This is a genomic window from Rhodoferax sp. BAB1 (assembly GCF_013334205.1).
GTDB lineage: Bacteria > Pseudomonadota > Gammaproteobacteria > Burkholderiales > Burkholderiaceae_C > Hylemonella.
Genome location: NZ_CP054424.1, coordinates 927558 through 952794, shown reverse-complemented (window position 1 = coordinate 952794; position 25237 = coordinate 927558). Strand labels below are relative to the sequence as shown.

Here is a 25237-nt window from a genome sequence, read left to right as displayed (position 1 = left end):
TGCTTCACAGTGACGCAGCGGACCGTGCCGCCTGGTCGTACACACCCGAGAGCACGCGCAGCAGGCGGGCCAGTTCGCCGATGTCGCGGTTCAGCCCTTCATCGGCCTTGAGCGCATTGATCAGGCAGCTCTCGCGGATCTCGCGGTAACGCTGCACGTAACGGCGCCCCTCCTCGGTGGCGGCATAGGTCACTTCCTTGCCGTTCTTGCTCGATGCCACCACGCCCAGGCCCTGCAGCTTCTTGAGCGCGTAATTGATCAAATGGGTGTCTTCCACGTTCATGATGAAGCTGATGTCGGCCAGGCGCTTGTCGCGCGCGCGGTGTGTCACGTGGTGCAGCACCAGCACGTCCAGCGGCGTCAGGTCCTTCAGGCCGGCGGCCGACATGCAGTGCACGATCCAGCGGTGGAAGGCATTGCCCGAGACGATCAGGCCGAACTCGAACTCGCTCATCTCGGCGCTGCGCGGCGAGACCAGGTGGGCCGAGGACACGATGGGGTCCTTGGTGGCCACGGCACGGGACGGGATGGGCTTCTTGGCCATGCACGGCACTCCTCTAGGGCACGTCGCCCCGTTCTGGTGACAAGCGGAAATACAACAACAATTTGTTGACAATTTATCAGCATTTAGGGAATATGCCTATGCCCCGACGTGCGGGACCGGCTTAAAGTTTTCCCACCCATCAACCACCGTGGAGTGCTTATGCAGCGTCGTCATTTCTCTCTTGCCAGCGTGACGCTGGCCCTGACCCTGGCCGCCGGCAGTGCCCTGGCCCAGACCAAATGGGACCTGGCCGCCGCCTACCCGGCCAGCAACTTCCACAGTGAAAACATGGCGCAGTTCGCCGCCGAGGTGGACCAGGCCAGCGGCGGCAAGCTCAAGATCACGCTGCATGCGGGCGCCTCCCTGTTCAAGGCCCCGGAGATCAAGCGCGCCGTGCAGGGCGGCCAGGCCCAGGCCGGCGAGATCCTGCTGGCCAACTTCCAGAACGAATGGCAACTCTACGGTGCCGACGGCCTGCCCTTCCTGGCCGACAGCTACGACGCCTCCGTCAAGCTTTACAAGGCGCAGCGCCCGCTGCTGGAGAAGAAGCTGGGCGAGCAGGGCATGCAACTGCTCTACGCCGTGCCGTGGCCGCCGCAGGGCATCTACACCAAGAAACCCATCAACAGCGCGGCCGACCTCAAGGGTGTGAAGTGGCGCGCCTACAGCCCGGCCACCGCGCGCATTGCCGAGCTGGTGGGCGCCCAGCCCGTCACCGTGCAGGCCGCCGAGCTCTCGCAAGCCCTGGCCACCGGCGTGGTCGAGGCCACCATGACCTCGGGCGCCACCGGCGTGGACAGCAAGCTCTACGAACACCTCAAGTACTACTACGACACCCAGGCCTGGCTGCCCAAGAACGCCGTCATTGTCAACAAGAAGTCCTTCGACGCGCTGGACAAACCCACGCAGGACGCCGTGCTCAAGGCCGCTGCCAGCGCCGAGGCGCGCGGCCTGGCCGCCAGCCAGCGCATCAACACCGAGACCCTGGCCAAGCTCAAGGCCAACGGCATGCAAGTACTCGCCCCCTCGGCCGCACTCAAGGCCGACCTGAAGAAGGTGGGCGACACCATGCTCAAGGAGTGGCTGGAGAAGGCCGGCCCCGAGGGCAAGACCCTGATCGACGCCTTTGGCAAGTGAAGCGCTGAGCCGGACCGACACCATGCGCCGCCTGCTCGACGCGCTCTACCAGGGCGCCGCCGTGCTGGCGGCGCTGTGCATGCTGGGCCTGCTGGCCATGGTGCTGCTGTCCATCGCCAGCCGCCAGTTTGGCTTTCATGTGCGCGGCACCGACGCCTACGCCGGTTACCTGATGGCCGGCGCCGGCTTCCTGGCGCTAGCGCACACCCTCAAGAAGGGCGAACACATCCGCGTCACGCTGCTGCTCAACGGCCTGCACGGCACGGCACGCCGCACGCTGGAACTCTGGAGCCTGGCCCTGGCCGGTGCCCTGGCCGTGCTGCTGGCCGTCTACAGCTGCCGCCTGGCCTGGTTGTCGCACGCCTTCAACGACATCTCCACCGGCAACGACGCCACCCCCCTGTGGCTGCCCCAGCTCAGCATGGCCCTGGGTTGTGTCATCTTTGCCATTGCCCTGCTGGACGAACTGCTGCTGGAGCTGCGCGGCCAACGCGCCGTCCCGAACCCCGAAGGCGAGCCGCTGCGCAATGAATGAACTCCTCATCACCGCGCTGCTGATCGCCGCGCTCTTCCTCATCCTGGGCAGCGGCGTGTGGATCGGCCTCACGCTCTCGGGCGTGGCCTGGATCGCGATCCAGATCTTCTCGGCCCGCCCGGCCGGCGACGCCATGGCCGTCACCATCTGGGGCTCGGCCTCGGGCTGGACGCTCACCGCCCTGCCGCTCTTCATCTGGATGGGAGAGATCCTGTTCCGCACCCGGCTCAGCCAGGACATGTTCCGCGGCCTCGCGCCCTGGATGCAGGCCCTGCCCGGGCGCCTGCTGCACACCAATGTGGTGGGTTGTGCCATCTTCGCCGCCGTCTCGGGGTCGAGCGCCGCCACCTGCGCCACCATCGGCAAGATGACCCTGCCCGAACTCAAGCGACGCGGTTACCCGGACGACATCGCCATCGGCACGCTGGCCGGCGCCGGCACCCTGGGCCTGCTGATCCCGCCCTCCATCATCATGATCGTCTACGGCGTGGCCGCCGACGTCTCCATCGCCCAGCTTTTCATCGCCGGTGTCATCCCGGGTTTCCTGCTGGCCCTGCTCTTCTCGGGCTACATCATGGTCTGGGCCCTGCGCCATCCGGAGCAGGTACCGCCGCGTGACCCGCCCATGAGCCTGGGCGCCAAGCTGCAGGCCTCGCGCAGCCTCATCCCCGTGCTGCTGCTCATCGTCGGCGTGCTGGGCTCCATCTACGCCGGCATCGCCACCGCCACCGAAGCCGCCGCCATCGGCGTGGTGGGGGCACTACTCCTCTCGGGCCTGCAGGGTTCGCTGAGCCGGGCCACCTTCTGGGACGCGCTCATGGGCGCCACCCGCCTGTACTGCATGATCGCCCTGATCCTGGCAGGTGCCGCCTTCCTCACCCTGGCCATGGGCTACATCGGCCTGCCGCGCCAGCTGGCCGAGTGGATAGGCTCCATCGGCCTGAGCCCCTTCGGCCTGGTGCTGGCGCTCACCGTCTTTTTCATCGTGCTGGGCTGTTTCCTCGACGGCATCTCCATGGTGGTGCTCACCATGGGCGTGCTCATGCCCACGGTGCAGAAGGCCGGCATCGACCCTCTGTGGTTCGGCATCTTCGTGGTCCTCGTGGTGGAGATGGCGCAGATCACGCCGCCCGTGGGTTTCAACCTCTTCGTGCTGCAGGGCATGACGGGCAGGCAACTGCCCTGGATCGCCCGTGTTGCCCTGCCCATGTTCGGGCTCATGGTGGGCGCCGTGCTGCTGATCTGGTTCGTGCCCGGTCTGGTGACCTGGCTGCCGCAGCAGATGAAACTCTGAACGGCCTCAGCGCTTGAGGGCGATGGTCACCAGGGCCGAGGCATCCTCCATGGCCGTCACGCCGTGCAGGGCACCACCCGTGAGGAACAGCATTTGCCCGGCGCGCAGTACATGGCTGCGACCGCCGAGGGTGACATCGAGCACACCTTCGATGCAGTGGATGGTGATTTCGCCGGCCACCTGATGCGGCGGCAGCGCCTTGCCGGCCTGCAGCACCAAGCGCATCACTTCGAGATCCTGCGCCTTGAACAGCGCCACCGTCTTTTCATCCACCAGGCGCGCGCCCAGCGGCTGGGCGTCGATGATCTGACCGGCGGAAGCGTGCGGCTGGGCCATGCGAAAGATGATACGCCGGGGCTGCCGGCAGCGGTACCCCGCACCCGGGGGCGATAAACTCCCCCCATGCTGCCCGTCCTCGCCATCTGCCTCGGCGCCTGCGCCGGCGCCCTGCTGCGCTGGCGGCTGGGTCTGTGGCTCAGCACCCCCGGCGCCCTGCTGCCCTGGGGCACGCTCACCGCCAACCTGGTCGGCGGCTACCTGGTGGGGGCGGCCGTGGCGCTGTTCCAGGCCCTGCCGCAGCTGGACCCCACGTGGCGCCTGCTGCTGGTCACCGGCTTCCTGGGCGCGCTGACCACCTTCTCCAGCTTCTCGGCCGAGGTGGTGGCCATGCTGCAGCAGGCGCGTTATGTGCTGGCGCTGGGCACGGCCATGCTGCACCTGACGGGCTCGCTGCTGCTCACCATCGCCGGCATCAAGTCGGTGGAGTTCGTCCTGGCGCGCTGACGCTGCGCCCGCAGGCCCCTCAAGCCTGCCGGGTGGCGGGCGATTCCAGCAAGGTCCGGATCTGCGGCTGCGCTGCGGCGCCATGCAAGCGGTGCAGGGTCAGCACCTGTTCACACACGGACTGCCAATGCGCGGCGCCCTGGCTGCAGGCCGATGCCAGCGCCTGACCGCCATCCCCCGCGCCATACGCCGCGTAGGCCCGCTCCAGCCCGGGCGCCAGTTCGGCGCGCAGGCCTTCAAGGTTGGCGAACCAGAAGTGCAGCGAGGCCCCCTGCTGGCGCTGCAACAGAGTGGGCAGGGTGACGCGGCAGTCGGCCAGCAGGTCGCGCACGGCGCGCACGTAAAGTTCGGTGCGGCGATCGTTCAGGACCTGGCGCATGGCGGACCAGTCGGAGCCCAGCAGGACAGCCGCCTGGGCTTCGCCCAGTTCGTGCAGGATCAGCGTTTCGGCCTGCAACTGCACCATGCGCGTCACCGCCTGTTCCCCATCGGCCGCATAGCCGTGGGCGTCGAGTGCGCGCTTGAAGGGCCCTTCGGAGCGGCGCAGGGTCCAGGCCTCGTATTTTTCCCAGAGCCAGCGCTGCAGCGATTCCTGGCGCAGGTAGATGGTGCCGTCCTGCAGCGCGGCCGGTGGCGAGCTCAGGCCGCGCGCGTACTCGTGCCCGCTGGTGCGCACCAGCACGCCATCGCGCGGCTGCGCCGATTCCAGCGCCGCGAGGAAAAAGCTGGCGCGGCCAGGTGCGGTGTAGCCAGCGCCATAGACCAGGCCCTGCGGCAGCAGCTCGGCATTGATGGGCTCCACATCGAAGGGATCGATGCTGCCGCCGGCCAGCGGCAGTGCGCGCCAGGCCTGGCCCTCCAGGCCGTCCCACAGCGCCTCGCGTGCGCTGAGCCAGGCCCCCACGGCCTCGCGCGCCATGGGCTGCAGCGGGGGCAGTCCCAACTCCCAGCGGTAGAACTCGCGCATCTGCAGCAGGTAGATGCACAGCGTCATGTCGGCCGCGTGCGCCGCATCGGCGATGTGGCAGTTGGTCTGCACGGCCTCGATCAGGGCACGGTCCGGGGCATTCACGGCTGGGGTCCCTGCGGGGTTCGGCGGCGTGGCTGCCAGGCCACGATCTGGGCCACGATGCGCGGCCAGGGCAGCTCGGTCAGGCTGCCATGCGCCTCCTGGGCCTGGCCGATCAGGCGGTGCACATCAGCGTGATCGGCCTGCAGCGCCTGCTGCAGGCCGCGCAGGCCACCGCAGTGCAGTCGCATGACGGTGGCGTGCGTGAGCGGCACGCCCGGGTGCAGCTTGAGCGGAAAGGTGGCGCGCTCCAGGAAAAGGCGCTCCAGCGTCTCGCAGTTCAGGTGGGCCGGCGCACTGGGGCAGGCCAGGGTTTCACGTTCGGCCAGCGAGCTGCGCTGCACCAGTTCGCACACGGCGTGGCGGGCCAGCAGTGCGCCATGGAAGACGCAGGGCAAGGGGTGACGCTGCTCGCGCACCTCCCTGAATGCCGCTTCGTCCACCACGATGTGCGCTCTGCTTTCTACTCTTCGCCGGGCGGCCCGGGTTCGCGCACCTGGCACAGCAGGTCTTCGGCCTGCAGCTCGTTCTCGGCAAAGATGACCTTGATCTTGTCGCGGGTGCCGGCGTCCAACCCGGTGCGCAGGATCTTGGCCTGGGCCGAAGCGGGCGCAAACGCCCCGTGCTCGGCCAGCTTTTGCAGGCCGGCGAAGGATTTGACGCGGTAGATGTAATACGGCACGTGGACCTTTCAGACGTAACGCTTGCTGGCGCGCCGGCGGCCCGGCAGCGCCTTCTGGATGATGACGCCGCGCACGGTGGTGAGGTCGGGCAGCAACAGATCGGGGAAGGCCGGGTTCAACGCATGCAACTGCCAGGCCTCGCCCCTCCTGCACAGCTGGCGGAAGATCCACTCGCCCTCGTGTTGCGCCAGCACGTAGCTGCCATCGCGCAGCGCGCCCTCGGGTTCGATGACGATGATCTCGCCCTCCATGAACTCGGGCTCCATGCTGCTGCCCAGCACGCGCAAGGCAAAGGCCTCGCTGCCGCTGCAGGCGGATTCATGCTCCCCCACGCTTGCCACTGCGTGTGCTGCGCTGCCCCCTGAGGGGGCCCTCGCGCCTTGGGGCGGCCCGGCGGCGCTCAAATCGGCGTTGATCTGCAGTGCGTCTGTCATCATGCCGTCTCCCCCACCGGCTCCAGCAGCACGTTGCAGTGGATCTGCGCGGCGGGCACGCCGGAGGCACGCAGCTCGGCCTGCAGGGCGTTCACGAACACCTCGGGGCCGGCAAGATAAAAGTCGCACTCGATGTCGAAGAGGTCGGCGCGCATGGCGCGCGCCAGCTGGGCCGCACCGAAGCTGACGTCGGGTTCGGCCAGCAGCTCGTATTCGAAGGGGTCCAGCGCCTCGCCCCAGGCACGGCACTGGTTCTCCAGAAAGTGGCCGTCGGGTTTGGTGGACAGCCAGAACAGCGAGAGCGAGGGCGCGGCGTCCAGCGCCAGCGCATGCTCGATCAGGCTCTTGATGGGCGCGAAGCCCGCATCACAGGCGGCAAAGACCAGCGGGCGCTGGCTGTCTTCCAGCACGAATTCACCCACCGGCCCCCAGACCGTGACCGCATCGCCGGGTTTGATGCCGTCGGCGAACAGCTGCAGGGCGAAGGGGTCGAGCGGGTGGCGTTCGATGAAGAAATGCAGGTTGCGGTCGTCGCAGGGGCAGCTGGCCACCGGGTAGAGCGCATGCACGTCGCTGCCGTCGGCACGGCTCACGCCCAGCGTGACCGACTGCCCCGCCAGGAAGCGCAGGCGATGGCTGCGCGGCGTCTGCAGATGGAGCAGCCGCGTGCCGGGTGCCAGCTGGGTGACGGCGCGCACGGTGGTGACGATCTGCTGCTGCGGGATGTCCTGCGGGCCGCTGGCCTCCAGCAGCTCCAGCGTGAGTTCGCTGCTGCCCGCGGTGTGCGCGCACATCAGGGTGTAGCCCTGGGCGCGTTCGGCTTCGGACATGGGGTAGTCGCAGGGCTGGGTGCGCACCACCTGGCCGGAGATCACGCGCACCTTGCACATGCCGCAGGTGCCGTTGCCGCAGCCGTAGTTGAGCTTGAGGCCGGCACGCAGGCCGGCCTGCAGCAGCGTGTCGTGGCCCTCGACGATGAATTCGTGGCCGCTGGGGCGCACCGTCACCTGTGCAGACATGACCTTGAGCATATCGTCCATCACTGTCAAGAGATCGGCCTGTTCGGTGGCCAGGGCCTTGGCCAGGCCCTGGTCCACGAAGTCCTGCAACTCGGCCAGCTCCAGGGGCGAGGCACCCTTGCCCTGCAGGGCATGGATGCGCTCCTGCAGGGCCACCACCAGCTCGTGGTAGCGCTGCAGGTAACGGCGCACGTCGGCCAGTTCCTGCGTCTGGCTGAACAGGCGCTGCGCGAGCACTTCCTGGCTGGGCAGCAGGCGTTCGCGCAGGCGCCGGCCAAAGGCCTCGTCGCGGATGGTGATGACGCGCTCCAGGATGCCGGTGTCTTCGAGACGGGTGGTGGGGTACAGGCGCAGCAGCTGGTCGGTGGACACCAGGCCCTCGGTGAGGACCAGCGAGCCATCGCGCACCTGTTGCTGCAGCACGCCGCGCGAGACGCCCACGAGCTGGGCGGCGCGCCAGACAGTCAGCCAGTGGGTCATACGGCCACCTCCTCTTGCGGCTGCACCACGCGTTCATCGCGCACATGATCCAGATAACGCGCACGGTACAGCAGGCGTGGCTGCTGCGGATCGTCGCTGAAGCCGCTGCGCTCGTGCGGCACGTTGTTGGCCACGACGCCCATGCCCGGCTGCAGCAGCAGACGGAACAGCCAGGGCGGATTGCCCGCCAGCAGCTGCTCGATGAAGGCAGCCGCCTCGCGCAGGACGGGATCGTCCTTCCACTCGATGCTGCGCGTGCGCGCCGTGTAGCGCATCTGCAAGCCGCCATCGGGGCGCAGATAGAAGACCGGGCCGCTCTGCGCCGGGCGGGCCACGCCGTTCCCGTCGGCACGCTCGGGGATGGTCATGGCGTCGCTCGCCATGAGGGCACGCACCCACCCGGGCTTGGCGTCACGCAGGGCCAGGTAGACCATCTCGTGGTCGACCAGATGGCTCACGCCGCCCTCGCCCGCACTGCGCACGCAGTGCAGGATCATGCCTTCGATGCGGCGCGCCTGCGGGTGGTAATAGCCGTCGGTGTGCCACTTGATGGGCTTGTCGGTATAGGGGATGAACTCGCCTTTCGGGGCCCCCTCTTCCTCCTGCGCGACGGCAATCGACGAGATGCCGTCCTCGTCGGCCAGCCAGTTGGCGTCCAGCCGGTGCAGGCCGAGCTGGACACCGAGCAGTGACGGCAATGCCTTGTCCTCTGCGGTCACCGGACTGCGGTAGATGGCCATATTGGTCCGGGCGCACAAAGCCAGGATGGCCTCCCGCTCCGCCAGCGTCAGCCGGCGCGGATCGGCCACGTCCACGATCAGTTCCTCCGCCCGGCGCGGATGGGAGGCCAGCTTGGCCGCGCGCCAGCGCGCGTAGGCTTCGGGCTGATCAAGGTCGAACGGGTTGGCTGCCTGCATGCTCACTCTCCACTCATGGTGGCACGCCGTTTCGGGCGCGGTTCGGTCGACAGGACGCCGTCCAGCCCGCGCTGGACCATCTCCAGCGCCTCGGGCACTTCGTAGGCCATCACCTGGTCCTTGACCCAGTGCCGGTCCTTCCCCGGCAGGACGGACTCCAGCCGGCTGCCGAGGTAACGCACGAAACCGAAGTCCGGGCCCTCGGGGCCATGGCCGAATTCGGCATAGGCTTCGGCCAGCTCGTTGGACTGGTCGATGAACTGGTTGCGCCAGCGCTCCTGGCCAGCGGGCGGCTCGCCCAGCCATTCCTGCTCGCTCTCCTCCAGGATCTCGGCCACGCGCACGACCAGGGCGCTGGTGAACTCGGCGCGCTGCTCACCCGGCATGCGTTCGAAGGCCATGCGATCGACCACCTGGCAGAGAAAGACCAGCACCTCGCGCATGAAGGCGAAGTACTGCGGCCCGACGTCGATGTCGAACTTGGCCTCGCGCATCTGCTTGACCATGTTCTGCGTCACGCGCCAGGTGATGAAAGCCATGGCGCTGGCGTTCTCCCGCGGCGTCTTCGGCCGTCCTTCCTTGAACCACTGGTTCTTGATGCGCAGGGCCATGACTGTTCCTTACCCTTCAGCCAAACACGCGGCGAATGAAGGATCCCAGGCCGGGAACGCCGTGGAACGGGCTTCGCCCGGCCACTGGCGTTGTCCCCCACCGGGGGAAGGCGGCGAAGCCGACACAGGGGGGAGCCATCAGTACCCGCCCTTGCCCAGGGGCTGCGGCAATCCTGCCACCTTGGCCGCCTGCTTGGCCGGGCCGGTGGGGAAGAGGTCGTACAGGTACTTGCTGTCCACATCCCCGTCGCGGCTCTCGTTGAAACCCTTGAGCATGTTGCGGAAATTGGGCGTGTGGCCGTTTTCCTTGTACTGGTCGCGCATGTAGTTGATGACCTCCCAGTGCGCGTCGGTCAGCTTGATGCCTTCGGCCTCGGCAATCACCTGCACCACGTCCTCGCTGTAATCGGGTTCGAGCAGGTAGCCCTCCTTGTCGGTCTCGAGTTCCGCGCCGTTCACGCTGTAGCCCATGCTTGTGTCTCCTCTACTTGTTGCACAGAAAACTATTCGCCCACCGCCGCCGCCGACTTGTGGGGCACAAAAACGCCGCAGCCCAGCTGCCGGTGCGGCCCCAGGCCCTGCTCCTGCACGCGCAGCGAGTCCGCCCGACTGAGGGCGTGCAGCATCAGGCTGAAGGTGGTGAGGGTCTGCCCCTCATGGGGACGGCCGCCACGTTTGCCGCAGACCGTGTGCGTGCGCACCCCCAGGGCCTGCAGCTCGCCGGCCACGGCCTGCATGAAAACCACTTCATCCTCGCCCGCGGCGGCCACGGCGTAGGCATAAAGCGTGGCATGCGGTAACAGCTCGCGCTCGTGCGGCTCGCCCAGCTGCACGGGGTGCTCACCGATCAGGAGCGTGCGGCCGGCCAGGGCGCTGGCATCGGCCACGCGCTCGCGCGGCAGGCGCAAGAGCAGGCGGGTGCGCTGTGACAGCAGGCTCACCGGGCCAACGCTGGAACCCTGCACGAGCTTGAGCGGATGGATGCCGGCGCGCGTTTCCTGGGCCAGCCAGGGCAACTCCTGCTGCAGCGCAGCATGCAGCGCCTGCATGTAGTCGCGCGGGACGGTCCGGCCCGCCAGCGGGAAGGCCAGGTCGACGACGCTGGCCGGGGGCAGGTCGTCCGCGAAGCTCATGGCGTGGGGGTCTCCCGCGGCTGTTTGTCGGCCCAGGCCAGCAGGGCGCGGCCCCAGGCCTCGGCCGTGTCGGGGTCGATGTCGAAGATGGTGAAGCGGGATTTCTCCCGGATGCGCGTGCGCAGGAAACTCATGCCGCCGGTGTAGAAGTCCACCTGTTGCAACTCGATTTCCTGACCGCCGAGCGGCACCCTGAGTTTGTCCAGCGGGGTGATCTGGGTCATGTCTCCGTCTTTGTTCTGGACGGGACCGGCTGTTGGTCCGCCCCGTCTGTAAGCGCTATTGACGCAATTCCGGGCCGGACCGTCTATAGCCGGGACGGGTGGCGCCATATAACCCTTTTGGGTAGTCCCGCCTACTCAACGAGGGGGATAGCTAAGGCAGCACCCCCGCCCCTAGGATGCACCCGAGAGGCAGAAAAAGGGACCCCAAGAGTCCGGACCCTGCCCGCAGTGCGTGACCGCCGTCGTCAAACACGGCATCCAGGACTTGCGACAAGTTCTAAGACAGGAGACAAGATCATGGCGAAAAAAATGCACGCCACCCCGATGCTCGACGAGCTCGAGAGTGGCCCGTGGCCCAGTTTCGTGACCGGCCTCAAGCGCCTGGCCAAGGACAAGGACTACATGGTGGACCTCATGGGCCAGCTGGAGACGTCCTACCAGACCCGCAAGGGCTACTGGAAGGGCGGCACGGTCGGCGTCTTCGGCTATGGCGGCGGCGTGATCCCGCGCTTCACAGAACTGAAGGACGCCGAAGGCAAGCCACAGTTTCCGGACGCGGCCGAGTTCCACACCCTGCGCGTGCAGCCGCCGGCCGGCATGCACTACAACACCGACATCCTGCGCAAGATGGCCGACATCTGGGAGCGCCACGGCTCGGGCCTGATCGCCTTCCACGGCCAGTCCGGCGACATCATGTTCCAGGGCGCCAAGACCGACAAGGTGCAGGACGCCTTCGATGAGCTCAACGAACTGGGCTTCGACCTGGGCGGCGCCGGCCCCGCGGTGCGCACCTCGATGAGCTGCGTGGGCGCGGCGCGCTGCGAGCAGTCCTGCTACGACGAGGCGCGCGCGCACCGCCAGGTGCTCAACACCTTCACCGACGACATCCACCGTCCGGCCCTGCCCTACAAGTTCAAGTTCAAGTTCTCGGGCTGCTCCAACGACTGCATGAACTCGATCCAGCGCTCGGACATGGCGGTGATCGGCACCTGGCGCGACAACATGCGCACCGACGAGACGCTGGCGCGCAAGTGGTTCGAGAAGCACGGCATGAACGAGCTGGTGAACGACGTCATCAACCGCTGCCCGACCAAGACCATCATGCTCAAGGAAGTCAAGGACGTCGCCAAGGGCGACAAGATTTCCAGCGTGAAGATCAACGACACCCAGTGCCTGGAGATCGACAACAGCAACTGCGTACGCTGCATGCACTGCATCAACGTCATGACCGGCGCCCTGGCCCACGGCACCGACACCGGCGCCACCATCCTGGTGGGCGGCAAGCGCACGCTCAAGATCGGCGACCTGATGGGCACGGTGGTGGTGCCCTTCATGCCGCTCAAGACCGACGCCGACTACCAGCAGCTGGTCGAGCTGGGCCAGAAGGTGATCGACTTCTTCGCCGAGAACGCGCTGGAGCACGAGCGCACCGGCGAGATGATCGAACGCATCGGCCTGGTCAACTTCCTCGAAGGCATCGGCCTGGAGGTGGACGCCAACATGGTCTCCACCCCGCGCACCAACCCCTATGTGCGCGCCGACGGCTGGGACGATGAAGTGGCCAAGATCAACGCCCGCAAGCAGGCGGCCGGCTGAGCGCCGCACGACTGGCCTCATCCATCCTCTGAACGAACGATAACGGGAAGACCACCATGGCCCAAATGCGTACCCCCATCGAGAGCGGCGTGCCGGACAACAAGCCCTACCTGCACCCGACCCTGCTGAAGAACTATGGCAACTGGAAATACCACGACCGGCCGCGCCCCGGCGTGCTGCACCACGTCTCGCACAGCGGCGACGAGGTCTGGTCGGTGCGTGCCGGCACCCAGCGCCAGATGGACGTCTACACCATCCGCAAGCTCTGCGACATCGCCGACACCTATGCCGAAGGCCATGTGCGCTTCACCATCCGCTCCAACATCGAGTTCATGGTCTCCGACCCGAACAAGGTGGCGCCGCTGATCAACGCGCTGGAGGAAAGCGGTTTCCCCGTGGGCGGCACCGGCAACTCGGTCTCCATGATCGCCCACACCCAGGGCTGGCTGCACTGCGACATCCCGGGCACCGACGCCTCGGGTGTGGTCAAGGCCCTGATGGACGAGCTCTACGACGAATTCAAGCGCGAGGACATGCCCAATCGCGTGCATTTGTCCACGAGCTGCTGCGAGATCAACTGCGGCGGCCAGGCCGACATCGCCATCATCGTGCAGCACACCAAGCCGCCCAAGATCAACCACGACCTGGTGGCCAACGCCTGCGAGCGACCGGCCGTGGTGGCGCGCTGCCCGGTGGCCGCCATCCGCCCGGCCCTGGTCAACGGCAAGCCCTCGCTGGAAGTGGACGAGAAGAAGTGCATCTGCTGCGGCGCCTGCTACCCGCCCTGCCCGCCCATGCAGATCAACGACCCGGAGCACTCCAAGCTGGCCATCTGGGTCGGCGGCAAGAACTCCAATGCGCGCGGCAAGCCCACCTTCATGAAGATGGTGGCTTCCGGCCTGCCCAACAACGCGCCGCGCTGGCCCGAGGTGTCGGAGATGGTCAAGAAGATCCTCTACACCTACAAGGCCGACGCCCGCCCCTGGGAGCGCCTGTCGGACTGGGTGGAGCGCATCGGCTGGCCGCGTTTCTTCGAGAAGTGCGACCTGCCCTTCACCAAGTACCTGATCGACGACTGGCGCGGTTCGCGCGCCAACCTCAACGCGTCGACCCACATCCGCTTCTGAGCGCCACAGCCTAACAACCACGACATGAAATTCGGATTACTCGTCAGCGAAGGGCCTTACACCCACCAGGCCTCCGACAGCGCCTACCAATTCGCCATGGCGGTCATCGCCAAGGGCCATGAAGTCCAGCGCGTCTTTTTCTACCACGATGGCGTGAACAACGCCACGCGGTTGACGGAGCCGCCGCAGGACGACCGCCACATCGTCAACCGCTGGTCCGAGCTGGCGGAGAAACACAAGGTGGACCTGGTGGTCTGCGTGGCCGCCGCGCTGCGCCGCGGCATCAAGCAGGAGGTGCTGGCCCCGGGCTTTCGCATCTCGGGCCTGGGCCAGCTGGTGGACAGCGGCATCAAGGCCGACCGCCTGGTGACGTTTGGCGACTGACGGGAAAAAAATGATGCCCCCACGTTCACTTCGTTCTCTGCCCCCCGAGGGGGCGCTGGCCTCCTTTGGGGCGGCCCGGCAGGAGGCCCAATGAAAAAATTCATGTTCGTCAACCGCAAGGCCCCCTACGGCACGATCTACGCGCTGGAGAGCCTGGAAGTGGTGCTGATCACCGCCACCTTCGACCAGGACGTGAGCCTGGTCTTCATGGACGACGGCGTCTACGAACTGGCCAAGGGCCAGCAGACCAAGGACATCGGCATCAAGAACTTCTCGCCCAGCTACCGCGCGCTGGAAGGCTACGACGTGGAGAAGCTCTACGTCGACGCCGACTCGCTGAAGGCACGCGGCCTGAGCGAGCAGGATCTGCTGGTGCCGGTGGAGGTGCTGGACAGCGCGCAGATGGCCGAGCTGATGGCGCAACAGGACGTGGTCCTGAGCTTTTGAGGAAAGACCATGCTGCACATCGTCAACAAATCCCCCACCGCCGCCCGCTCGCTGGAGAGCTGCCTGCGCATGGCCCTGCCGGGCCAGGCCGTGCTGCTGATCGAGGACGGCGTCTACGCCGCCACCACCGGCAGCAGCAGCGAAGCGCAGCTGCGCGCCGCCGCCGGCAAGGTGAAGCTCTATGCCCTCAAACCCGACCTGGACGCACGCGGCATGAGCGCGCGCGCCCTGGACAACGTGACGCTGGTGGACTACGGCGGCTTCGTCGACCTGGTGGCCGAGCACGGCACCCCGAATTCCTGGCTCTGAGCGCCAGACCATAAAACTGATTTGACAACCTGAGGAGAGAGAAGATGGGCATCGAAGTCAATGGCAGCACCTACGAGACCGACGAGGAAGGCTACCTGATCAACCTGGCCGACTGGAACAAGGACATCGCCGAATACATCGCGGCCGAAGAGAAGGTGCCGCTCACCGAGAACCACTGGGAAGTCATCAACTTCCTGCGTGACTACTACAACGAGTACCAGATCGCCCCGGCCGTGCGCGTGCTGACCAAGGCCATCGGCAAGCAGTTCGGCGAGGAAAAAGGCAACAGCAAGTACCTGTACGACCTGTTCCCCTATGGCCCCGCCAAGCAGGCCTGCAAGATCGCCGGGCTCCCGAAACCCACGGGCTGCGTCTAAGACACGCCGCTCCTTCTGCTGCGTGCAGCAGTCCCGCGCCGGCAGGCCTGTCCTGTTGGTGCCGGATGGCTGCGCCCTGAACCAAAGCTCGAAGATCCTGCTGCAATGAACCAAGGCTGACGCGATGAGTGCCCTCTCCCTCCTCTACGCCGTGCTGTTCTACTTCGCCACCGCCGTGCTGGTGCTGGGTCTGGCGCGCAAGATCCGGCAGTACGCGCGCACCCCGGCGCCGCTGAAGATCGCCCTCACGCCCGCCCCCGTCACCCCGGCCGGCGTGCCCTGGCGCCTGGCGCGCGAGGTCGTGTTCTTCGAAAGCCTGTTCCGCTCCAGCAAATGGACCTGGCTCTTCGGCTGGCTCTTCCACGCCGCCCTGCTGCTGGTGATCCTGCGCCACGTGCGTTATTTCCAGGAACCGGTCTGGCTGGTGATCACGCTCATCCAGCCTTTCGGTACCTATGCCGGCTTCGCCATGGTGGTGGGCCTCGCCGGCCTGTGGGCGCGCCGTTTCCTGGTGGACCGGGTGCGCTACATCTCCACCCCGTCCGACCACCTGATGCTGGCGCTGCTCATCGCCATCGGCCTCACCGGCCTGGGCATGCGTTTCGTGCGCCACACCGACATCGTCGCCGTCAAGGCCTACATGCTGGGCCTGATGCGTTTCGACATCCAGCCGCTGCCCACCGACCCGGTGCTGCTGCTGCACCTGGGCCTGGTGGCCCTGCTGATGATCGTCTTCCCCATCAGCAAGCTGCTGCATGCGCCCGGCCTGTTCTTCAGCCCGACGCGCAACATGGCCGACAACCCGCGTGAAGCGCGCCACGTGGCGGCCTGGGCCAGCGCGCTGGACAAGTAAGAGCACGGAGACACCATGGCCACCGCCGCCTTCGACACCCCGAAGCTCAAGGAATACCCGGTCATCCCGCTGATCCAGGTGGGCGCGACCTCGCACCTCAAACCCTTCGTCGCCAGCGAAGCCATCCAGAAGAACCTGGGTTTCCCCGGCGAACTGGTGGAGGACTGGCAGGCCAAGGCCATCGCCAAGATGGGCGATCTGCTGGGCAAGTACCGCTCGCTGCAGGTCTACATGGATGCCTGCGTGCACTGCGGCGCCTGTGCCGACAAGTGCCACTACTTCCTCGGCACCAAAGATCCCAAGAACATGCCGGTAGCGCGCCAGGACCTGCTGCGCCAGGTCTACCGCCGTTATTTCACCTTCGCCGGCAAGTACTTCCCCTGGCTGGTCGGCGCCAAGGACCTCACGAAGGAAGTGCTGGACGACTGGTACAGCTACTACTACCAGTGCTCGGAATGCCGGCGCTGCTCGGTCTTCTGCCCCTACGGCATCGACACCGCCGAAGTCACCATGGCCGCGCGCGAGATCATGGACTCCATCGGCATGGGCCAGAAGTACTCCAACGAGATCATCGGCAAGGTGCACCGCATCGGCAACAACCTGGGCATCCCCGGCCCGGCGCTGCAAGACACGCTGGAAGGCCTGGAAGAGGACACCAAGGACGAAACCGGTGTCGACGTGCGCTTCCCGCTGGACGTCAAGGGCGCCGAAGTGCTGCTGGTCACCCCCTCGGCCGACTTCTTCAGCGAGCCGCACGTGGACAGCCTGATCGGCTACGCCAAGGTCTTCCACGCCGCCGGCGTGAGCTGGACGCTGTCGGCCAAGGCCAGCGAGGCCGGCAACTTCGGCATGTTCATCGGCAACTACGAGCAGCTGCGCAAGATCGCGCTGCGCATCCGCGAGGCCGCGCTGGAACTGGGCGTCAAGCGCATCGTGGTCGGCGAGTGCGGCCATGCCTGGCGCGTGGCCTACAGCTTCTGGAACACGCTGGTGGGCATCGGCGCCGGCGGCAAGGACCCGTTTGCCATCGAACTGCAGAACCAGCTGGACCACCGCTACAAGCAGCCCATGCACATCTGCGAGTTCACCTACGACCTGATCCAGCGCGGCGCGCTCAGCTTCGACAAGGAAAAGAACGACAGCCGCATCATCACCTTCCACGACTCGTGCAACGTGGCGCGCGCCTCGCGCATGGGCGACTTCGCCGGCGGCCAGTTCGTCATTCCGCGCGAGATCATCAAGGCGGTGGCCAACAACTTCCACGACATGGCCCCGGAAACCATCTTCGAGTCCACCTTCTGCTGCGGCGGTGGCGGTGGCCTGCTGACCGACGACCTGCTGGAGCTGCGCGTCAAGGGCGCCCTGCCGCGCATGGAAGCGCTCAAGAACGTGGTCGACGAGCACAACGTGAACTTCATGGCCACCATCTGCGCGATCTGCAAGGCGCAGTTCACCAAGGTGCTGCCGCAGTACGGCTTCGACATGAGCATGGTGGGCGGCGTCCACCAGCTGGTGAGCAAGGCCATCCGCCTCGGCGACAAATAACGGTTAACGCGTCCACGCAACGACACCAGGAGACTAGACATGTCAGCCAACCCCGAATCCGTCAGCGTCAAGCCCCTCACCTTCCGGCGCTACAAGGACGGCGACGCCACGCCGCGTCCCTGGCAGCAGCAGATCTTCAACGCCGACCACTCGCACAAGTGCCCGACCTACATCCAGAGCACGCCGCCCTGCCAGGGCAGCTGCCCCTCGGGCGAGGACATCCGCGGTTACCTGAACATCGTGCGCGGCATCGAGAAGCCGCCGGCCGGCATGAAGTGGCAGGAATACGCCTTCCGCCGCCTGACCGAGGCCAACCCCTTCCCCTCCGTCATGGGCCGCGTCTGCCCGGCGCCCTGTGAATCGGGCTGCAACCGCAACCAGGTGGAAGACTTCGTCGGCATCAACTCGGTCGAGCACTTCCTCGGCGAGTACGCCATCACCAACAATCTGGCCTTCACCGCGCCCGACTTCAGCACCGGCAAGAAGGTGGCCGTCATCGGCGGCGGCCCGGCCGGCCTGTCGGTGGCCTACCAGCTGGCGCTCAAGGGCCACGCCGTCACCATCTTCGACGAACGCGAGGAACTCGGCGGCATGATGCGCTACGGCATCCCGGGCTTCCGCACGCCGCGCCACATCCTGGACGCCGAGATCAAGCGCATCCTGGACCTGGGGGTGACCGCGAAGATGAAAACGCGCATCGGCACCGACATCACCATGGAGCAGATCCACCAGGATTTCGACGCGGTGTTCCTGGGCATGGGCGCCCAGTCCGGCCGCGCACTGCCGGTCGAAGGCGCCGACGCGCCCAACTGCGTGACCGCCACCTCCTTCCTCAAGGCCTTCAACGACGGCCGCCTGCGCCACGTGGGCAAGCGCGTGGTGGTGGTCGGTGGCGGCGACACCTCCATCGACGTGGCCACCGTGGCCCGTCGCCTGGGCCACATCGACAAGATCAACCCCAGCGACCGCCCCGAGCACGCCATTGCCGGCCACGTGGCGCACGACGTCGCCGCGGTCTCGGCCAAGCAGGGCGCCGAGGTGACGCTGACCTCCATCTTCGCGGTCGACAAGATGCAGGCCTCCAGGCACGAGGTCGAGCACGCCCTGTCCGAAGGCATCGCCATCCGCGGCGGCTACGCGCCGGTCTGCGTGGTGCGCGGCCCCGACGGCCGCGCCACCGCCCTGCGCGTGATCCGCTGCGAGGCGAAGATCGCCGGCGGCAAGCTGGAGATCAAGAACATCGAGGGCTCGGAGGAAGACATCCCGGCCGACCTGATCGTCTCGGCCATCGGCCAGGCGGTGGATTTCACCGGCCTGGAGATGTTCAACAACGGCAAGGGCGCGGTGCCGGCCGACAAGAACTACCAGGTGCAGGGCCACGCCGGCGTGTTTGCCGGCGGCGACATCATCCGCCCCCATCTGCTGACCACCGCCATCGGCCACGGCGCCATCGCGGCCGACGGCATCGACCGCTTCCTCGGCGGCGAGGCGCTGGAAAAGCGCCCGAAGATCGACGTGCACGCCTTCGACCTCAAGCGCAAGATGATCGAGAAGGGCCTGGTCGTCAGCGAGGTGCACGAACCCATCCGCGGCACCGACAGCAGCAACGTGGCCATCCACAACTACGACAACCGCTCCGACCGCTACGTCATCTCGCACAAGGAGCTCTTCCTCGGCCACTTCCCCTTCACGCCACGCAACAAGCGCACCATCACCAACCTCACGGCCGAAGAGGCCCTGGGCAACTTCGACGAACGCCTGCAGGCCCTGGTGGAAGCCCAGGCCCAGGCCGAGGCCAAGCGCTGCATGAGCTGCGGCCAGTGCTTCGAATGCGACAACTGCGTGGTCTACTGCCCGCAAGTCGCCGTGTTCAAGGTCAAGAAGAACCAGTCCACCACCGGTCGTTATGTGGACACCGACTACAACAAGTGCATCGGCTGCCACATCTGCCACGACGTCTGCCCCACGGGTTACATCCAGATGGGCCTGGGAGAATAGGATGCACCCCCAGGCTCCGCGCACTTCGTGTCGCTCCGCCACCCCCCTCAAGGGGGCGGCACCAGCGGCCCGGCAAAGCCGGTTCCGCGGTGCCCCGCGGTTTGGCGTATTTGTTCTCCTGCTGGGTCTGCTGATGGGCGGTGTCGCCCACGCCGCTGACGAACCGGCCAAGGGCAGCCGCGTGCCCAGGCCGGTCATCGAAGCGGCCAAGGGCGGCCAGTGCGTGGAACCCGCCGCCGACATGCGGCGCAACCACATGGAGTACCTCAAGCACCAGCGCGACGACACCATGCACGGTGGCATCCGCGGCGCCAAATACAGCCTGAAGACCTGCATCGAGTGCCACGCCAGCCCGGCCACCAACAGCGTGACGGCGGCGCCCACCAACTTCTGCATCAGCTGCCACAGCTACGCCGCGGTCAAGGTCGACTGCTTCGAATGCCACGCCACCCAGCCGGGCAAGGCCACCTCCTCCTTCCACCCGCTGGTCCATCCCACGGGCGCCACCGCCGCGCTGAGCCGGCAAGTGCGCCAGCTTGCGACCCAACCTGCTGACTAGCCATGACACCGGAGACCTCCTCCCCCTGTTCCTGCGGCTCCGGCGACGCCTGCCAGGACGAGACCCAGAAAGCGCGCCGCGGTTTCCTGGGCGTAGCCGCCGCCGGCCTGGCCGGCATCATGCTCGCGCCCGGCGTGCGCCTGATCGAGGTGGCACAGGCCGCCCCGAATCCTGCCGCCACACCCGCCGGTGCGAGCGCCGGCGCCAGCCCCAAGGTGCGCTGGGGCATGCTGGTCGACACCAGCAAGTGCACCCCCGGCTGCAATGCCTGCGTCACCGCCTGCCAGACCGAGAACGGCCTGCCCACCCAACCGGGCCCGACCGACGCGCAGTGGATCCGCAAGATCGAGATCAAGGAGATCAAGACCGGCAAGGCGCACTCGCTGCCCGTGATGTGCCAGCATTGCGCCGAGCCGCCCTGCGTCGACGTCTGCCCCACCGGCGCCTCCTTCAAGCGCGCCGACGGCATCGTGCTGGTCGACAAGCACATCTGCATCGGCTGCCGCTACTGCGTGATGGCCTGTCCCTACAAGGCCCGCTCCTTCGTGCACGAGCCGCAGACCCAGCAGAAACCCGACGTGCCGCGCGGCATGGGCACGGTGGAAGGCTGCACCCTGTGCGTGCACAAGGTGGACAAGGGTGAAAGCCCTGCCTGCGTGCAGGCCTGCGCCGCCGCCGGTTATGGCGCCATCGCCTTCGGCGACCTCAACGACCCCAACAGCGAGATATCCAAACGCGTGGCGCAGTACAGCACGCGCCAGCTGCGCGAGGACCTCAGGCTCGATCCGGGTGTCCGCTACATGGGTTTGTAAACAATGAAAATCGCACTGCGTCAACTCGAAGGCCGCAGCCCCGGCTACTGGGCCCTGCTGGCCGTGCTGGCCGCGGTCAGCGGCGTGGGCCTGCTGGCTGCCTGGACCATGGAACACCACGGCCACGTCATCACCGGCATGAACAACCAGATCGTCTGGGGCATTCCGCACGTCTTCGCCGTCTTCCTGGTGGTGGCCGCCTCGGGTGCGCTCAACGTCGCCTCCATGGCCTCGGTCTTCGGCAAGACGGTCTACAAGCCGCTGGCCCCGCTCTCGGCCCTGCTGGCCATCGCCCTGTTGGCCGGCGGCCTCGCCGTGCTCATGCTCGACCTGGGCCGGCCCGACCGCCTGATCGTGGCCATGACCTACTACAACTTCAAGTCCATCTTCGCCTGGAACGTGGTGCTCTACTCCGGCTTCATGGGCCTGGTGGTGGCCTACCTCTGGACCATGATGGAGCACCGCATGAACGCGTACTCCACCTACGCGGGTCTGGCCGCTTTTGTGTGGCGCCTGCTGCTCACCACCGGTACCGGCTCCATCTTCGGCTTCCTGATCGGCCGCCAGGCCTTCGGCTCGGCGCTCATGGGCCCCATGTTCATCGTCTACTCGTTGTCCTACGGCCTGGCCATCTTCCTGCTGGTGCTGCTGGCCGTGAGCCGCTGGACGCAGCGCCCGCTGGAATCTGCCATGCAGGCCCGCCTCACGCGCCTGCTGGCCGTCTTCGTGGCCTGCGCCGCCTACTTCGTGCTGGTCTACCACCTGACCAACCTCTACTTCGCCAAGCAGCACGGTCTGGAGCGTTTCCTGCTGCAGGGCGGCGGCCTCTACACACGGCTGTTCTGGCTGGGCCAGCTGGGCCTGGGCAGCCTGCTGCCGCTGGTGCTGCTGCTCGCCCCCAAGACCCGCAACTCGCGCGCCATGCTGGTGCTGGCCGCGCTCGCCGTCATCGCCGGCGGCCTGGCCCAGATGTACGTCACCATCATCGGCAGCCAGGCCTGGCCGCTGCAGATCTTCCCCGGCTACGAGGTGAGCAGCAGCTTCTACGACGGCGTGGTCGGCAGCTACACCCCCAGCCTGCCCGAGTGGCTGCTGGGCATCGGCGGCGTCGGCATGACCGGCCTCATCGTCGTGCTGGCGCTCAAGTGGCTGGCCTTCCTGCCGCAGCGGCTGGACCAGTTCCCGTCCGACGCCGTCGCCGGCAACGCCCACTAGGCATCAGGGCCGCATCATGAATCGCCTGCTCGTCTCGGCTGCACACAAGTCGTCGGGCAAGACCACGGTCACCCTGGGCCTGTGCGCCGCGCTGAGCGCGCAGGGCCAGCGCGTGCAAGCCTTCAAGAAGGGGCCGGACTACATCGACCCCATGTGGCTGGCCCAGGCCAGCGGCCGCCCCTGCTACAACCTCGACCCCTACCTGATGACGGGCGCGCAGATCCGCAGCCTGTTCGGCCAGCACGCGCAACACGCCGACCTCAGCATCGTGGAAGGCAACAAGGGCCTGTACGACGGCCTGGCGCTGGACGGCAGCAACAGCAATGCCGCCCTGGCCCACATGCTGGAGCTGCCGGTGCTGCTGGTGATCGACGCGCGCGGCATGACCCGCGGCATCGCGCCGCTGATCCTCGGTTACCAGGCTTTCGACAAGAACCTGCGCATCGCCGGTGTCATCCTCAACCGCCTGGGCGGCAGCCGCCACGAAGCCAAGCTGCGCGCCGTGATCGAGCACTACACCGACGTGCCGGTGCTGGGCGCCATCGCCGAAGACGAGGAACTGGCCGTGGCCGAACGCCACCTCGGCCTCATGCCCAGCAACGAACACGCCCAGGCCGCGCAGCAGGTGCAGCGCATCGGTGCGCGCATCGCCGCCCAGGTCGACCTGCAGCGGGTACGCGACCTGGCCGCCAGCGCACCGCGCTTCCAGCCCGAACCCGCCCCGCCGGCAGCGTCGCCGGTCGCCCCCGCGCAGCGCGTGCGCATCGGCCTGGCGCGCGACCAGGCCTTCGGTTTCTACTACCCCGACGACCTGCAGGCCCTGGAAGCCGCCGGTGCCGAACTGCTGCCCTTCGACACCCTGCGCGACACCTCCCTGCCGCCCGATCTGGACGGCCTGTTCATCGGCGGCGGCTTCCCCGAACTCTTTTTGCCGCAGCTGCAGGCCAATGCCGCGCTGCGCGCGCAGATCGCCGACGCCATCGAAGCCGGCCTGCCGGTCTACGCCGAATGCGGCGGCCTCATGTACCTGGCGCGCTCCATCAGCTGGCAGGGCCAGACCGGCCGCATGGTGGGCGCCATTCCTGCCGACGTCGTCATGCACACCAGGCCGGTGGGCCGTGGCTACGTCAGCCTGAACGCCAGCGCCGTCATGCCCTGGCCCGCCCTGCGCGATACCCAGGTACGCGGCCACGAATTCCATTACTCCGCCCTCGAAGGCCTGCCGGCCGGCGCCCGCACGGCCTGGCGCGTGACACGCGGCCACGGCCTGGACGGCCAGGTGGACGGCCTCGTGCATCGCAACGTGCTGGCCGGTTACGCCCATCTGCGCAGCCTGGGACCGGAGGGCTGGGCGCCCGCTTTCGTCGACTTCGTGCGCCGCTGCCGTGGGACGGCCCGTGCAGCGGCCGCGCCGGAAATTGCAGGAGTGGCACCATGACCGAAACACCCACCCCCATCGCCCGGGATGTCTTCACCCGCGAACTGCTGGTGAAAGGCCGGCCCGTGCTGACCGACTCCGAAGGTTATCTGCGCAACCTCGGCGACTGGTCGGAAGACTTCGTGCGCGCCCTGGCCGCCCACGAGGAGCTGAAACTGGGCGACGAGCACTGGGCCATCATTCGCTACCTGCGCGAGTACTATGCTGAACATGGTGTTCAGGCCCAGGTTCGCGTCATGATCAAGCACTTCACGGAACTCTGGGGCCCGGAGCGCGGCAACAACCATTACCTGCACGAATTGTTCCCGCGCGGCGGCCCGCAGAAACAGGGCAACCGGCTGGCCGGCCTCTTGCGGACCAAGGGCGAACACTGATAAAAATCTGACGAGGAGCCAACACCATGTTCACACTGACCAGCGCCGCAGCGCAACAGATCGCACAAGCCGCCCAGGACAGCGGCGCCCAGGACGCCGTGCTGCGCGTGGCCGCCCGGCGCGAGCCCGACGGCAGCATAGGCTACGGCATGGGCTTCGACGACGTGGGCGACGGCGACACGCGCCTGCAGATCCAGGACGTGCACATCGTCATCGCCCCGCACCATGTGGCGCTGCTGGAGGACACGACCCTCGACTTCGTCGAACTCGAACCCGGCCAGTACAACTTCATCTTCGTCCAGCAGGAGGCGGAGGCGGTGGGCAGCAGCGCTGGCGGCTGCGGCACCAGCACCAGCACCGGGGGCGGTTGTGGCAGCGGCGGCTGCGGCACGGGGGGTGGCTGCGGCAGCAAGGGTGGTGCCCATTGAAAACCCAACACAGCACCGGCGCCGCGCGCGGCCGGGTCTATCTGGTGGGCGCCGGCCCCGGCGACCCGGAGTTGCTGACGCTCAAGGCCGTGCGCCTGCTGGAGCGCGCCGACGCCATCGTCTACGACCACCTGGTCTCCAGCGGCGTGCTGGACTTCGCCCGCGCCGACGCGCAGCGCATCTACGCCGGCAAGCGCCGCAACGAACACACCATGCGCCAGGAGCAGATCAACGCCCTGCTGGTGCAGCTGGCGCGCGAAGGCAAGCAGGTGGTGCGCCTCAAGGGCGGCGACCCCTTCGTCTTCGGCCGCGGTGGCGAGGAGATGCAGGAACTGGCCGCCCACGGCGTGGACTTCGAGGTCGTGCCCGGCATCACCGCGGCCTGCGGCGTGGCCAGCTACGCCGGCATCCCGCTCACCCACCGTGACCACGCCCAGGTGGCCATGTTCGTCACCGGCCACCTGAAGGAAGGCAGCGTGACCGACCTGGACTGGGCCGCCCTGGTGCGCCCGAGGCAGACGGTGGTGATCTACATGGGCCTGAACGCCCTGCCCGACATCTGCCGCCAGCTCATGGCCCATGGCGCCCCGGCATCGCGGCCGATCGCCGCCGTGCAGCACGGCACCCTGGCCACGCAGCAGGTGCTCACCGGCACCCTGGCCGACCTGCCGGCCAAGGTGGCTGCGAGCAACTTCACTTCACCCAGCCTGCTGATCGTGGGCGACGTGGTGAAACTGCACGGCACCCTGCACTGGTTCGACCCGGCCACGGGCGACACCAGCAAACTCTCGCACAACGTGCCGGTGCAGCTGCCGATCAATCCGGCGGCGGCGAACTGAGTCGCTTCAACGTTCGAGCTAACCCAAATGCGCAAGCGGGCGAAGCCCGCTGTAGCCCTTCGGGTGCAGCGAA

At 67.2% G+C, this 25237-nt stretch carries 32 protein-coding genes; 20 read left to right on the top strand and 12 right to left on the bottom strand.

Going from position 1 to position 25237, the window contains the following annotated elements; translation table 11 throughout:
- Positions 1-4: 4 nt before the first annotated feature.
- Positions 5-544, bottom strand: a complete 540-nt coding sequence (locus tag HTY51_RS04700; protein WP_174251645.1) for a winged helix DNA-binding protein — start codon at positions 542-544, stop codon at positions 5-7.
- Between the two features lie 159 nt (positions 545-703).
- Here HTY51_RS04700 and HTY51_RS04695 point away from each other — a divergent pair, with 159 nt between their 5' ends.
- Genes HTY51_RS04695 through HTY51_RS04685 form a run of 3 tightly spaced genes read left to right on the top strand, consistent with a single transcriptional unit; the run spans position 704 to position 3510 of the window.
- Complete coding sequence (locus HTY51_RS04695) at positions 704-1681, top strand: TRAP transporter substrate-binding protein (protein ID WP_174251644.1); 978 nt, start codon at positions 704-706, stop codon at positions 1679-1681.
- Positions 1682-1703: 22 nt separating this feature from the next.
- The gene (locus tag HTY51_RS04690; protein ID WP_174251643.1) at positions 1704-2216 is read left to right on the top strand and encodes a TRAP transporter small permease; all 513 of its coding nucleotides are present in this window, start codon (positions 1704-1706) and stop codon (positions 2214-2216) included.
- Positions 2209-3510 (top strand): TRAP transporter large permease, encoded by a 1302-nt coding sequence (locus tag HTY51_RS04685; protein ID WP_174251642.1) that lies wholly within the window; start codon positions 2209-2211, stop codon positions 3508-3510. The genes HTY51_RS04690 and HTY51_RS04685 overlap by 8 nt, the downstream gene beginning before the upstream one ends.
- Before the next feature lie 6 nt (positions 3511-3516).
- On the opposite strand, the gene HTY51_RS04680 is transcribed toward HTY51_RS04685, so the two are convergent.
- On the bottom strand, positions 3517-3846 hold the full coding sequence (locus HTY51_RS04680) for a cupin domain-containing protein (RefSeq protein ID WP_174251641.1): 330 nt from the start codon (positions 3844-3846) through the stop codon (positions 3517-3519).
- Positions 3847-3912: 66 nt separating this feature from the next.
- Here HTY51_RS04680 and crcB point away from each other — a divergent pair, with 66 nt between their 5' ends.
- Positions 3913-4293: a fluoride efflux transporter CrcB gene (gene crcB / locus HTY51_RS04675; RefSeq protein WP_174251640.1), complete on the top strand. Its 381-nt coding sequence runs from the start codon at positions 3913-3915 to the stop codon at positions 4291-4293.
- A gap of 19 nt (positions 4294-4312) precedes the next feature.
- On the opposite strand, the gene HTY51_RS04670 is transcribed toward crcB, so the two are convergent.
- The 10 genes from HTY51_RS04670 to HTY51_RS04625 form a co-directional block, all read right to left on the bottom strand.
- Positions 4313-5365, bottom strand: a complete 1053-nt coding sequence (locus HTY51_RS04670; protein ID WP_174251639.1) for an Sfum_1244 family protein — start codon at positions 5363-5365, stop codon at positions 4313-4315.
- Positions 5362-5805 carry a hypothetical protein gene (locus HTY51_RS04665; protein ID WP_174251638.1) on the bottom strand — a complete coding sequence of 148 codons (444 nt, stop codon included), beginning with the start codon at positions 5803-5805 and terminating at the stop codon, positions 5362-5364. The genes HTY51_RS04670 and HTY51_RS04665 overlap by 4 nt, the downstream gene beginning before the upstream one ends.
- 20 nt (positions 5806-5825) lie before the next feature.
- On the bottom strand, positions 5826-6044 hold the full coding sequence (locus HTY51_RS04660) for a hypothetical protein (protein ID WP_174251637.1): 219 nt from the start codon (positions 6042-6044) through the stop codon (positions 5826-5828).
- Between the two features lie 9 nt (positions 6045-6053).
- Positions 6054-6482, bottom strand: a complete 429-nt coding sequence (locus tag HTY51_RS04655) for a S24 family peptidase (RefSeq protein ID WP_217448244.1) — start codon at positions 6480-6482, stop codon at positions 6054-6056.
- A complete protein-coding gene (locus HTY51_RS04650) occupies positions 6479-7978 on the bottom strand; it encodes a 2Fe-2S iron-sulfur cluster-binding protein (protein ID WP_174251636.1) in 1500 nt (499 codons plus the stop codon). The genes HTY51_RS04655 and HTY51_RS04650 overlap by 4 nt, the downstream gene beginning before the upstream one ends.
- On the bottom strand, positions 7975-8895 hold the full coding sequence (locus tag HTY51_RS04645; RefSeq protein ID WP_174251635.1) for a TauD/TfdA family dioxygenase: 921 nt from the start codon (positions 8893-8895) through the stop codon (positions 7975-7977). Before HTY51_RS04645 ends, HTY51_RS04650 begins: the two co-directional genes overlap by 4 nt.
- A 2-nt stretch (positions 8896-8897) precedes the next feature.
- Complete coding sequence (locus HTY51_RS04640; RefSeq protein ID WP_174251634.1) at positions 8898-9506, bottom strand: hypothetical protein; 609 nt, start codon at positions 9504-9506, stop codon at positions 8898-8900.
- Positions 9507-9644: 138 nt separating this feature from the next.
- Positions 9645-9977, bottom strand: a complete 333-nt coding sequence (locus HTY51_RS04635; RefSeq protein WP_174251633.1) for a TusE/DsrC/DsvC family sulfur relay protein — start codon at positions 9975-9977, stop codon at positions 9645-9647.
- A gap of 32 nt (positions 9978-10009) precedes the next feature.
- On the bottom strand, positions 10010-10639 hold the full coding sequence (cas6, locus tag HTY51_RS04630) for a type I-MYXAN CRISPR-associated protein Cas6/Cmx6 (RefSeq protein WP_174251632.1): 630 nt from the start codon (positions 10637-10639) through the stop codon (positions 10010-10012).
- Positions 10636-10863, bottom strand: coding sequence for a hypothetical protein (locus HTY51_RS04625; protein ID WP_174251631.1), 228 nt, complete (start codon positions 10861-10863; stop codon positions 10636-10638). Before HTY51_RS04625 ends, cas6 begins: the two co-directional genes overlap by 4 nt.
- Before the next feature lie 297 nt (positions 10864-11160).
- Between HTY51_RS04625 and dsrA the strand changes: the two genes are divergently transcribed.
- The 16 genes from dsrA to cobA all read left to right on the top strand — a co-directional run bounded on the left by dsrA (position 11161) and on the right by cobA (position 25164).
- Positions 11161-12459, top strand: coding sequence for a dissimilatory-type sulfite reductase subunit alpha (dsrA, locus tag HTY51_RS04620; RefSeq protein WP_174251630.1), 1299 nt, complete (start codon positions 11161-11163; stop codon positions 12457-12459).
- A gap of 56 nt (positions 12460-12515) precedes the next feature.
- A complete protein-coding gene (gene dsrB, locus HTY51_RS04615; protein ID WP_057676685.1) occupies positions 12516-13586 on the top strand; it encodes a dissimilatory-type sulfite reductase subunit beta in 1071 nt (356 codons plus the stop codon).
- Between the two features lie 24 nt (positions 13587-13610).
- Positions 13611-13970: a sulfurtransferase complex subunit TusD gene (gene tusD / locus HTY51_RS04610; protein ID WP_174251629.1), complete on the top strand. Its 360-nt coding sequence runs from the start codon at positions 13611-13613 to the stop codon at positions 13968-13970.
- Positions 13971-14060: 90 nt separating this feature from the next.
- Positions 14061-14417, top strand: a complete 357-nt coding sequence (gene tusC / locus HTY51_RS04605) for a sulfurtransferase complex subunit TusC (RefSeq protein WP_174251628.1) — start codon at positions 14061-14063, stop codon at positions 14415-14417.
- 9 nt (positions 14418-14426) lie between these two features.
- On the top strand, positions 14427-14726 hold the full coding sequence (gene tusB, locus HTY51_RS04600; RefSeq protein WP_174251627.1) for a sulfurtransferase complex subunit TusB: 300 nt from the start codon (positions 14427-14429) through the stop codon (positions 14724-14726).
- A gap of 44 nt (positions 14727-14770) precedes the next feature.
- Entirely contained in the window at positions 14771-15103 is a 333-nt protein-coding gene (locus tag HTY51_RS04595; RefSeq protein ID WP_174251626.1) for a TusE/DsrC/DsvC family sulfur relay protein, read from the top strand.
- A gap of 124 nt (positions 15104-15227) precedes the next feature.
- Positions 15228-15956: a respiratory nitrate reductase subunit gamma gene (locus HTY51_RS04590; protein ID WP_174251625.1), complete on the top strand. Its 729-nt coding sequence runs from the start codon at positions 15228-15230 to the stop codon at positions 15954-15956.
- 15 nt (positions 15957-15971) lie between these two features.
- Positions 15972-17501, top strand: coding sequence for a sulfate reduction electron transfer complex DsrMKJOP subunit DsrK (gene dsrK / locus HTY51_RS04585; RefSeq protein WP_174251624.1), 1530 nt, complete (start codon positions 15972-15974; stop codon positions 17499-17501).
- A gap of 39 nt (positions 17502-17540) precedes the next feature.
- Entirely contained in the window at positions 17541-19499 is a 1959-nt protein-coding gene (locus HTY51_RS04580; protein WP_174251623.1) for an NAD(P)-binding protein, read from the top strand.
- A 133-nt stretch (positions 19500-19632) separates the two neighbouring features.
- A complete protein-coding gene (locus HTY51_RS04575) occupies positions 19633-20058 on the top strand; it encodes a sulfur reduction protein DsrJ (protein WP_174251622.1) in 426 nt (141 codons plus the stop codon).
- Positions 20059-20060: 2 nt separating this feature from the next.
- Complete coding sequence (gene dsrO, locus HTY51_RS04570) at positions 20061-20870, top strand: sulfate reduction electron transfer complex DsrMKJOP subunit DsrO (protein ID WP_174251621.1); 810 nt, start codon at positions 20061-20063, stop codon at positions 20868-20870.
- Positions 20871-20873: 3 nt separating this feature from the next.
- On the top strand, positions 20874-22085 hold the full coding sequence (gene nrfD / locus HTY51_RS04565) for an NrfD/PsrC family molybdoenzyme membrane anchor subunit (protein WP_174251620.1): 1212 nt from the start codon (positions 20874-20876) through the stop codon (positions 22083-22085).
- Between the two features lie 16 nt (positions 22086-22101).
- Positions 22102-23523 (top strand): cobyrinate a,c-diamide synthase, encoded by a 1422-nt coding sequence (locus HTY51_RS04560; protein ID WP_174251619.1) that lies wholly within the window; start codon positions 22102-22104, stop codon positions 23521-23523.
- The gene (locus HTY51_RS04555) at positions 23520-23897 is read left to right on the top strand and encodes a TusE/DsrC/DsvC family sulfur relay protein (RefSeq protein ID WP_174251618.1); all 378 of its coding nucleotides are present in this window, start codon (positions 23520-23522) and stop codon (positions 23895-23897) included. Before HTY51_RS04560 ends, HTY51_RS04555 begins: the two co-directional genes overlap by 4 nt.
- A gap of 26 nt (positions 23898-23923) precedes the next feature.
- A complete protein-coding gene (locus HTY51_RS04550; protein ID WP_174251617.1) occupies positions 23924-24325 on the top strand; it encodes an iron-sulfur cluster assembly accessory protein in 402 nt (133 codons plus the stop codon).
- Positions 24322-25164, top strand: coding sequence for a uroporphyrinogen-III C-methyltransferase (cobA, locus tag HTY51_RS04545; RefSeq protein ID WP_217448243.1), 843 nt, complete (start codon positions 24322-24324; stop codon positions 25162-25164). The genes HTY51_RS04550 and cobA overlap by 4 nt, the downstream gene beginning before the upstream one ends.
- The last annotated feature ends 73 nt before the right edge of the window (positions 25165-25237 follow it).

Coding starts and splice junctions, on each gene's coding strand:
- HTY51_RS04550 (WP_174251617.1), top strand. CDS start 23,924: ATGTTCACACTGACCAGCGCCGCAGCGCAACAGATCGCACAAGCCGCC.
- dsrO (WP_174251621.1), top strand. CDS start 20,061: ATGACACCGGAGACCTCCTCCCCCTGTTCCTGCGGCTCCGGCGACGCC.
- dsrK (WP_174251624.1), top strand. CDS start 15,972: ATGGCCACCGCCGCCTTCGACACCCCGAAGCTCAAGGAATACCCGGTC.
- HTY51_RS04625 (WP_174251631.1), bottom strand. CDS start 10,863: ATGACCCAGATCACCCCGCTGGACAAACTCAGGGTGCCGCTCGGCGGT.
- HTY51_RS04700 (WP_174251645.1), bottom strand. CDS start 544: ATGGCCAAGAAGCCCATCCCGTCCCGTGCCGTGGCCACCAAGGACCCC.
- HTY51_RS04650 (WP_174251636.1), bottom strand. CDS start 7,978: ATGACCCACTGGCTGACTGTCTGGCGCGCCGCCCAGCTCGTGGGCGTC.
- HTY51_RS04655 (WP_217448244.1), bottom strand. CDS start 6,482: ATGATGACAGACGCACTGCAGATCAACGCCGATTTGAGCGCCGCCGGG.
- HTY51_RS04595 (WP_174251626.1), top strand. CDS start 14,771: ATGGGCATCGAAGTCAATGGCAGCACCTACGAGACCGACGAGGAAGGC.
- HTY51_RS04635 (WP_174251633.1), bottom strand. CDS start 9,977: ATGGGCTACAGCGTGAACGGCGCGGAACTCGAGACCGACAAGGAGGGC.
- HTY51_RS04690 (WP_174251643.1), top strand. CDS start 1,704: ATGCGCCGCCTGCTCGACGCGCTCTACCAGGGCGCCGCCGTGCTGGCG.
- HTY51_RS04680 (WP_174251641.1), bottom strand. CDS start 3,846: ATGGCCCAGCCGCACGCTTCCGCCGGTCAGATCATCGACGCCCAGCCG.
- dsrA (WP_174251630.1), top strand. CDS start 11,161: ATGGCGAAAAAAATGCACGCCACCCCGATGCTCGACGAGCTCGAGAGT.
- HTY51_RS04645 (WP_174251635.1), bottom strand. CDS start 8,895: ATGCAGGCAGCCAACCCGTTCGACCTTGATCAGCCCGAAGCCTACGCG.
- HTY51_RS04640 (WP_174251634.1), bottom strand. CDS start 9,506: ATGGCCCTGCGCATCAAGAACCAGTGGTTCAAGGAAGGACGGCCGAAG.
- HTY51_RS04560 (WP_174251619.1), top strand. CDS start 22,102: ATGAATCGCCTGCTCGTCTCGGCTGCACACAAGTCGTCGGGCAAGACC.
- cas6 (WP_174251632.1), bottom strand. CDS start 10,639: ATGAGCTTCGCGGACGACCTGCCCCCGGCCAGCGTCGTCGACCTGGCC.
- crcB (WP_174251640.1), top strand. CDS start 3,913: ATGCTGCCCGTCCTCGCCATCTGCCTCGGCGCCTGCGCCGGCGCCCTG.
- HTY51_RS04555 (WP_174251618.1), top strand. CDS start 23,520: ATGACCGAAACACCCACCCCCATCGCCCGGGATGTCTTCACCCGCGAA.
- nrfD (WP_174251620.1), top strand. CDS start 20,874: ATGAAAATCGCACTGCGTCAACTCGAAGGCCGCAGCCCCGGCTACTGG.
- HTY51_RS04575 (WP_174251622.1), top strand. CDS start 19,633: ATGGGCGGTGTCGCCCACGCCGCTGACGAACCGGCCAAGGGCAGCCGC.
- HTY51_RS04695 (WP_174251644.1), top strand. CDS start 704: ATGCAGCGTCGTCATTTCTCTCTTGCCAGCGTGACGCTGGCCCTGACC.
- tusC (WP_174251628.1), top strand. CDS start 14,061: ATGAAAAAATTCATGTTCGTCAACCGCAAGGCCCCCTACGGCACGATC.
- dsrB (WP_057676685.1), top strand. CDS start 12,516: ATGGCCCAAATGCGTACCCCCATCGAGAGCGGCGTGCCGGACAACAAG.
- HTY51_RS04590 (WP_174251625.1), top strand. CDS start 15,228: ATGAGTGCCCTCTCCCTCCTCTACGCCGTGCTGTTCTACTTCGCCACC.
- tusD (WP_174251629.1), top strand. CDS start 13,611: ATGAAATTCGGATTACTCGTCAGCGAAGGGCCTTACACCCACCAGGCC.
- HTY51_RS04580 (WP_174251623.1), top strand. CDS start 17,541: ATGTCAGCCAACCCCGAATCCGTCAGCGTCAAGCCCCTCACCTTCCGG.
- HTY51_RS04685 (WP_174251642.1), top strand. CDS start 2,209: ATGAATGAACTCCTCATCACCGCGCTGCTGATCGCCGCGCTCTTCCTC.
- tusB (WP_174251627.1), top strand. CDS start 14,427: ATGCTGCACATCGTCAACAAATCCCCCACCGCCGCCCGCTCGCTGGAG.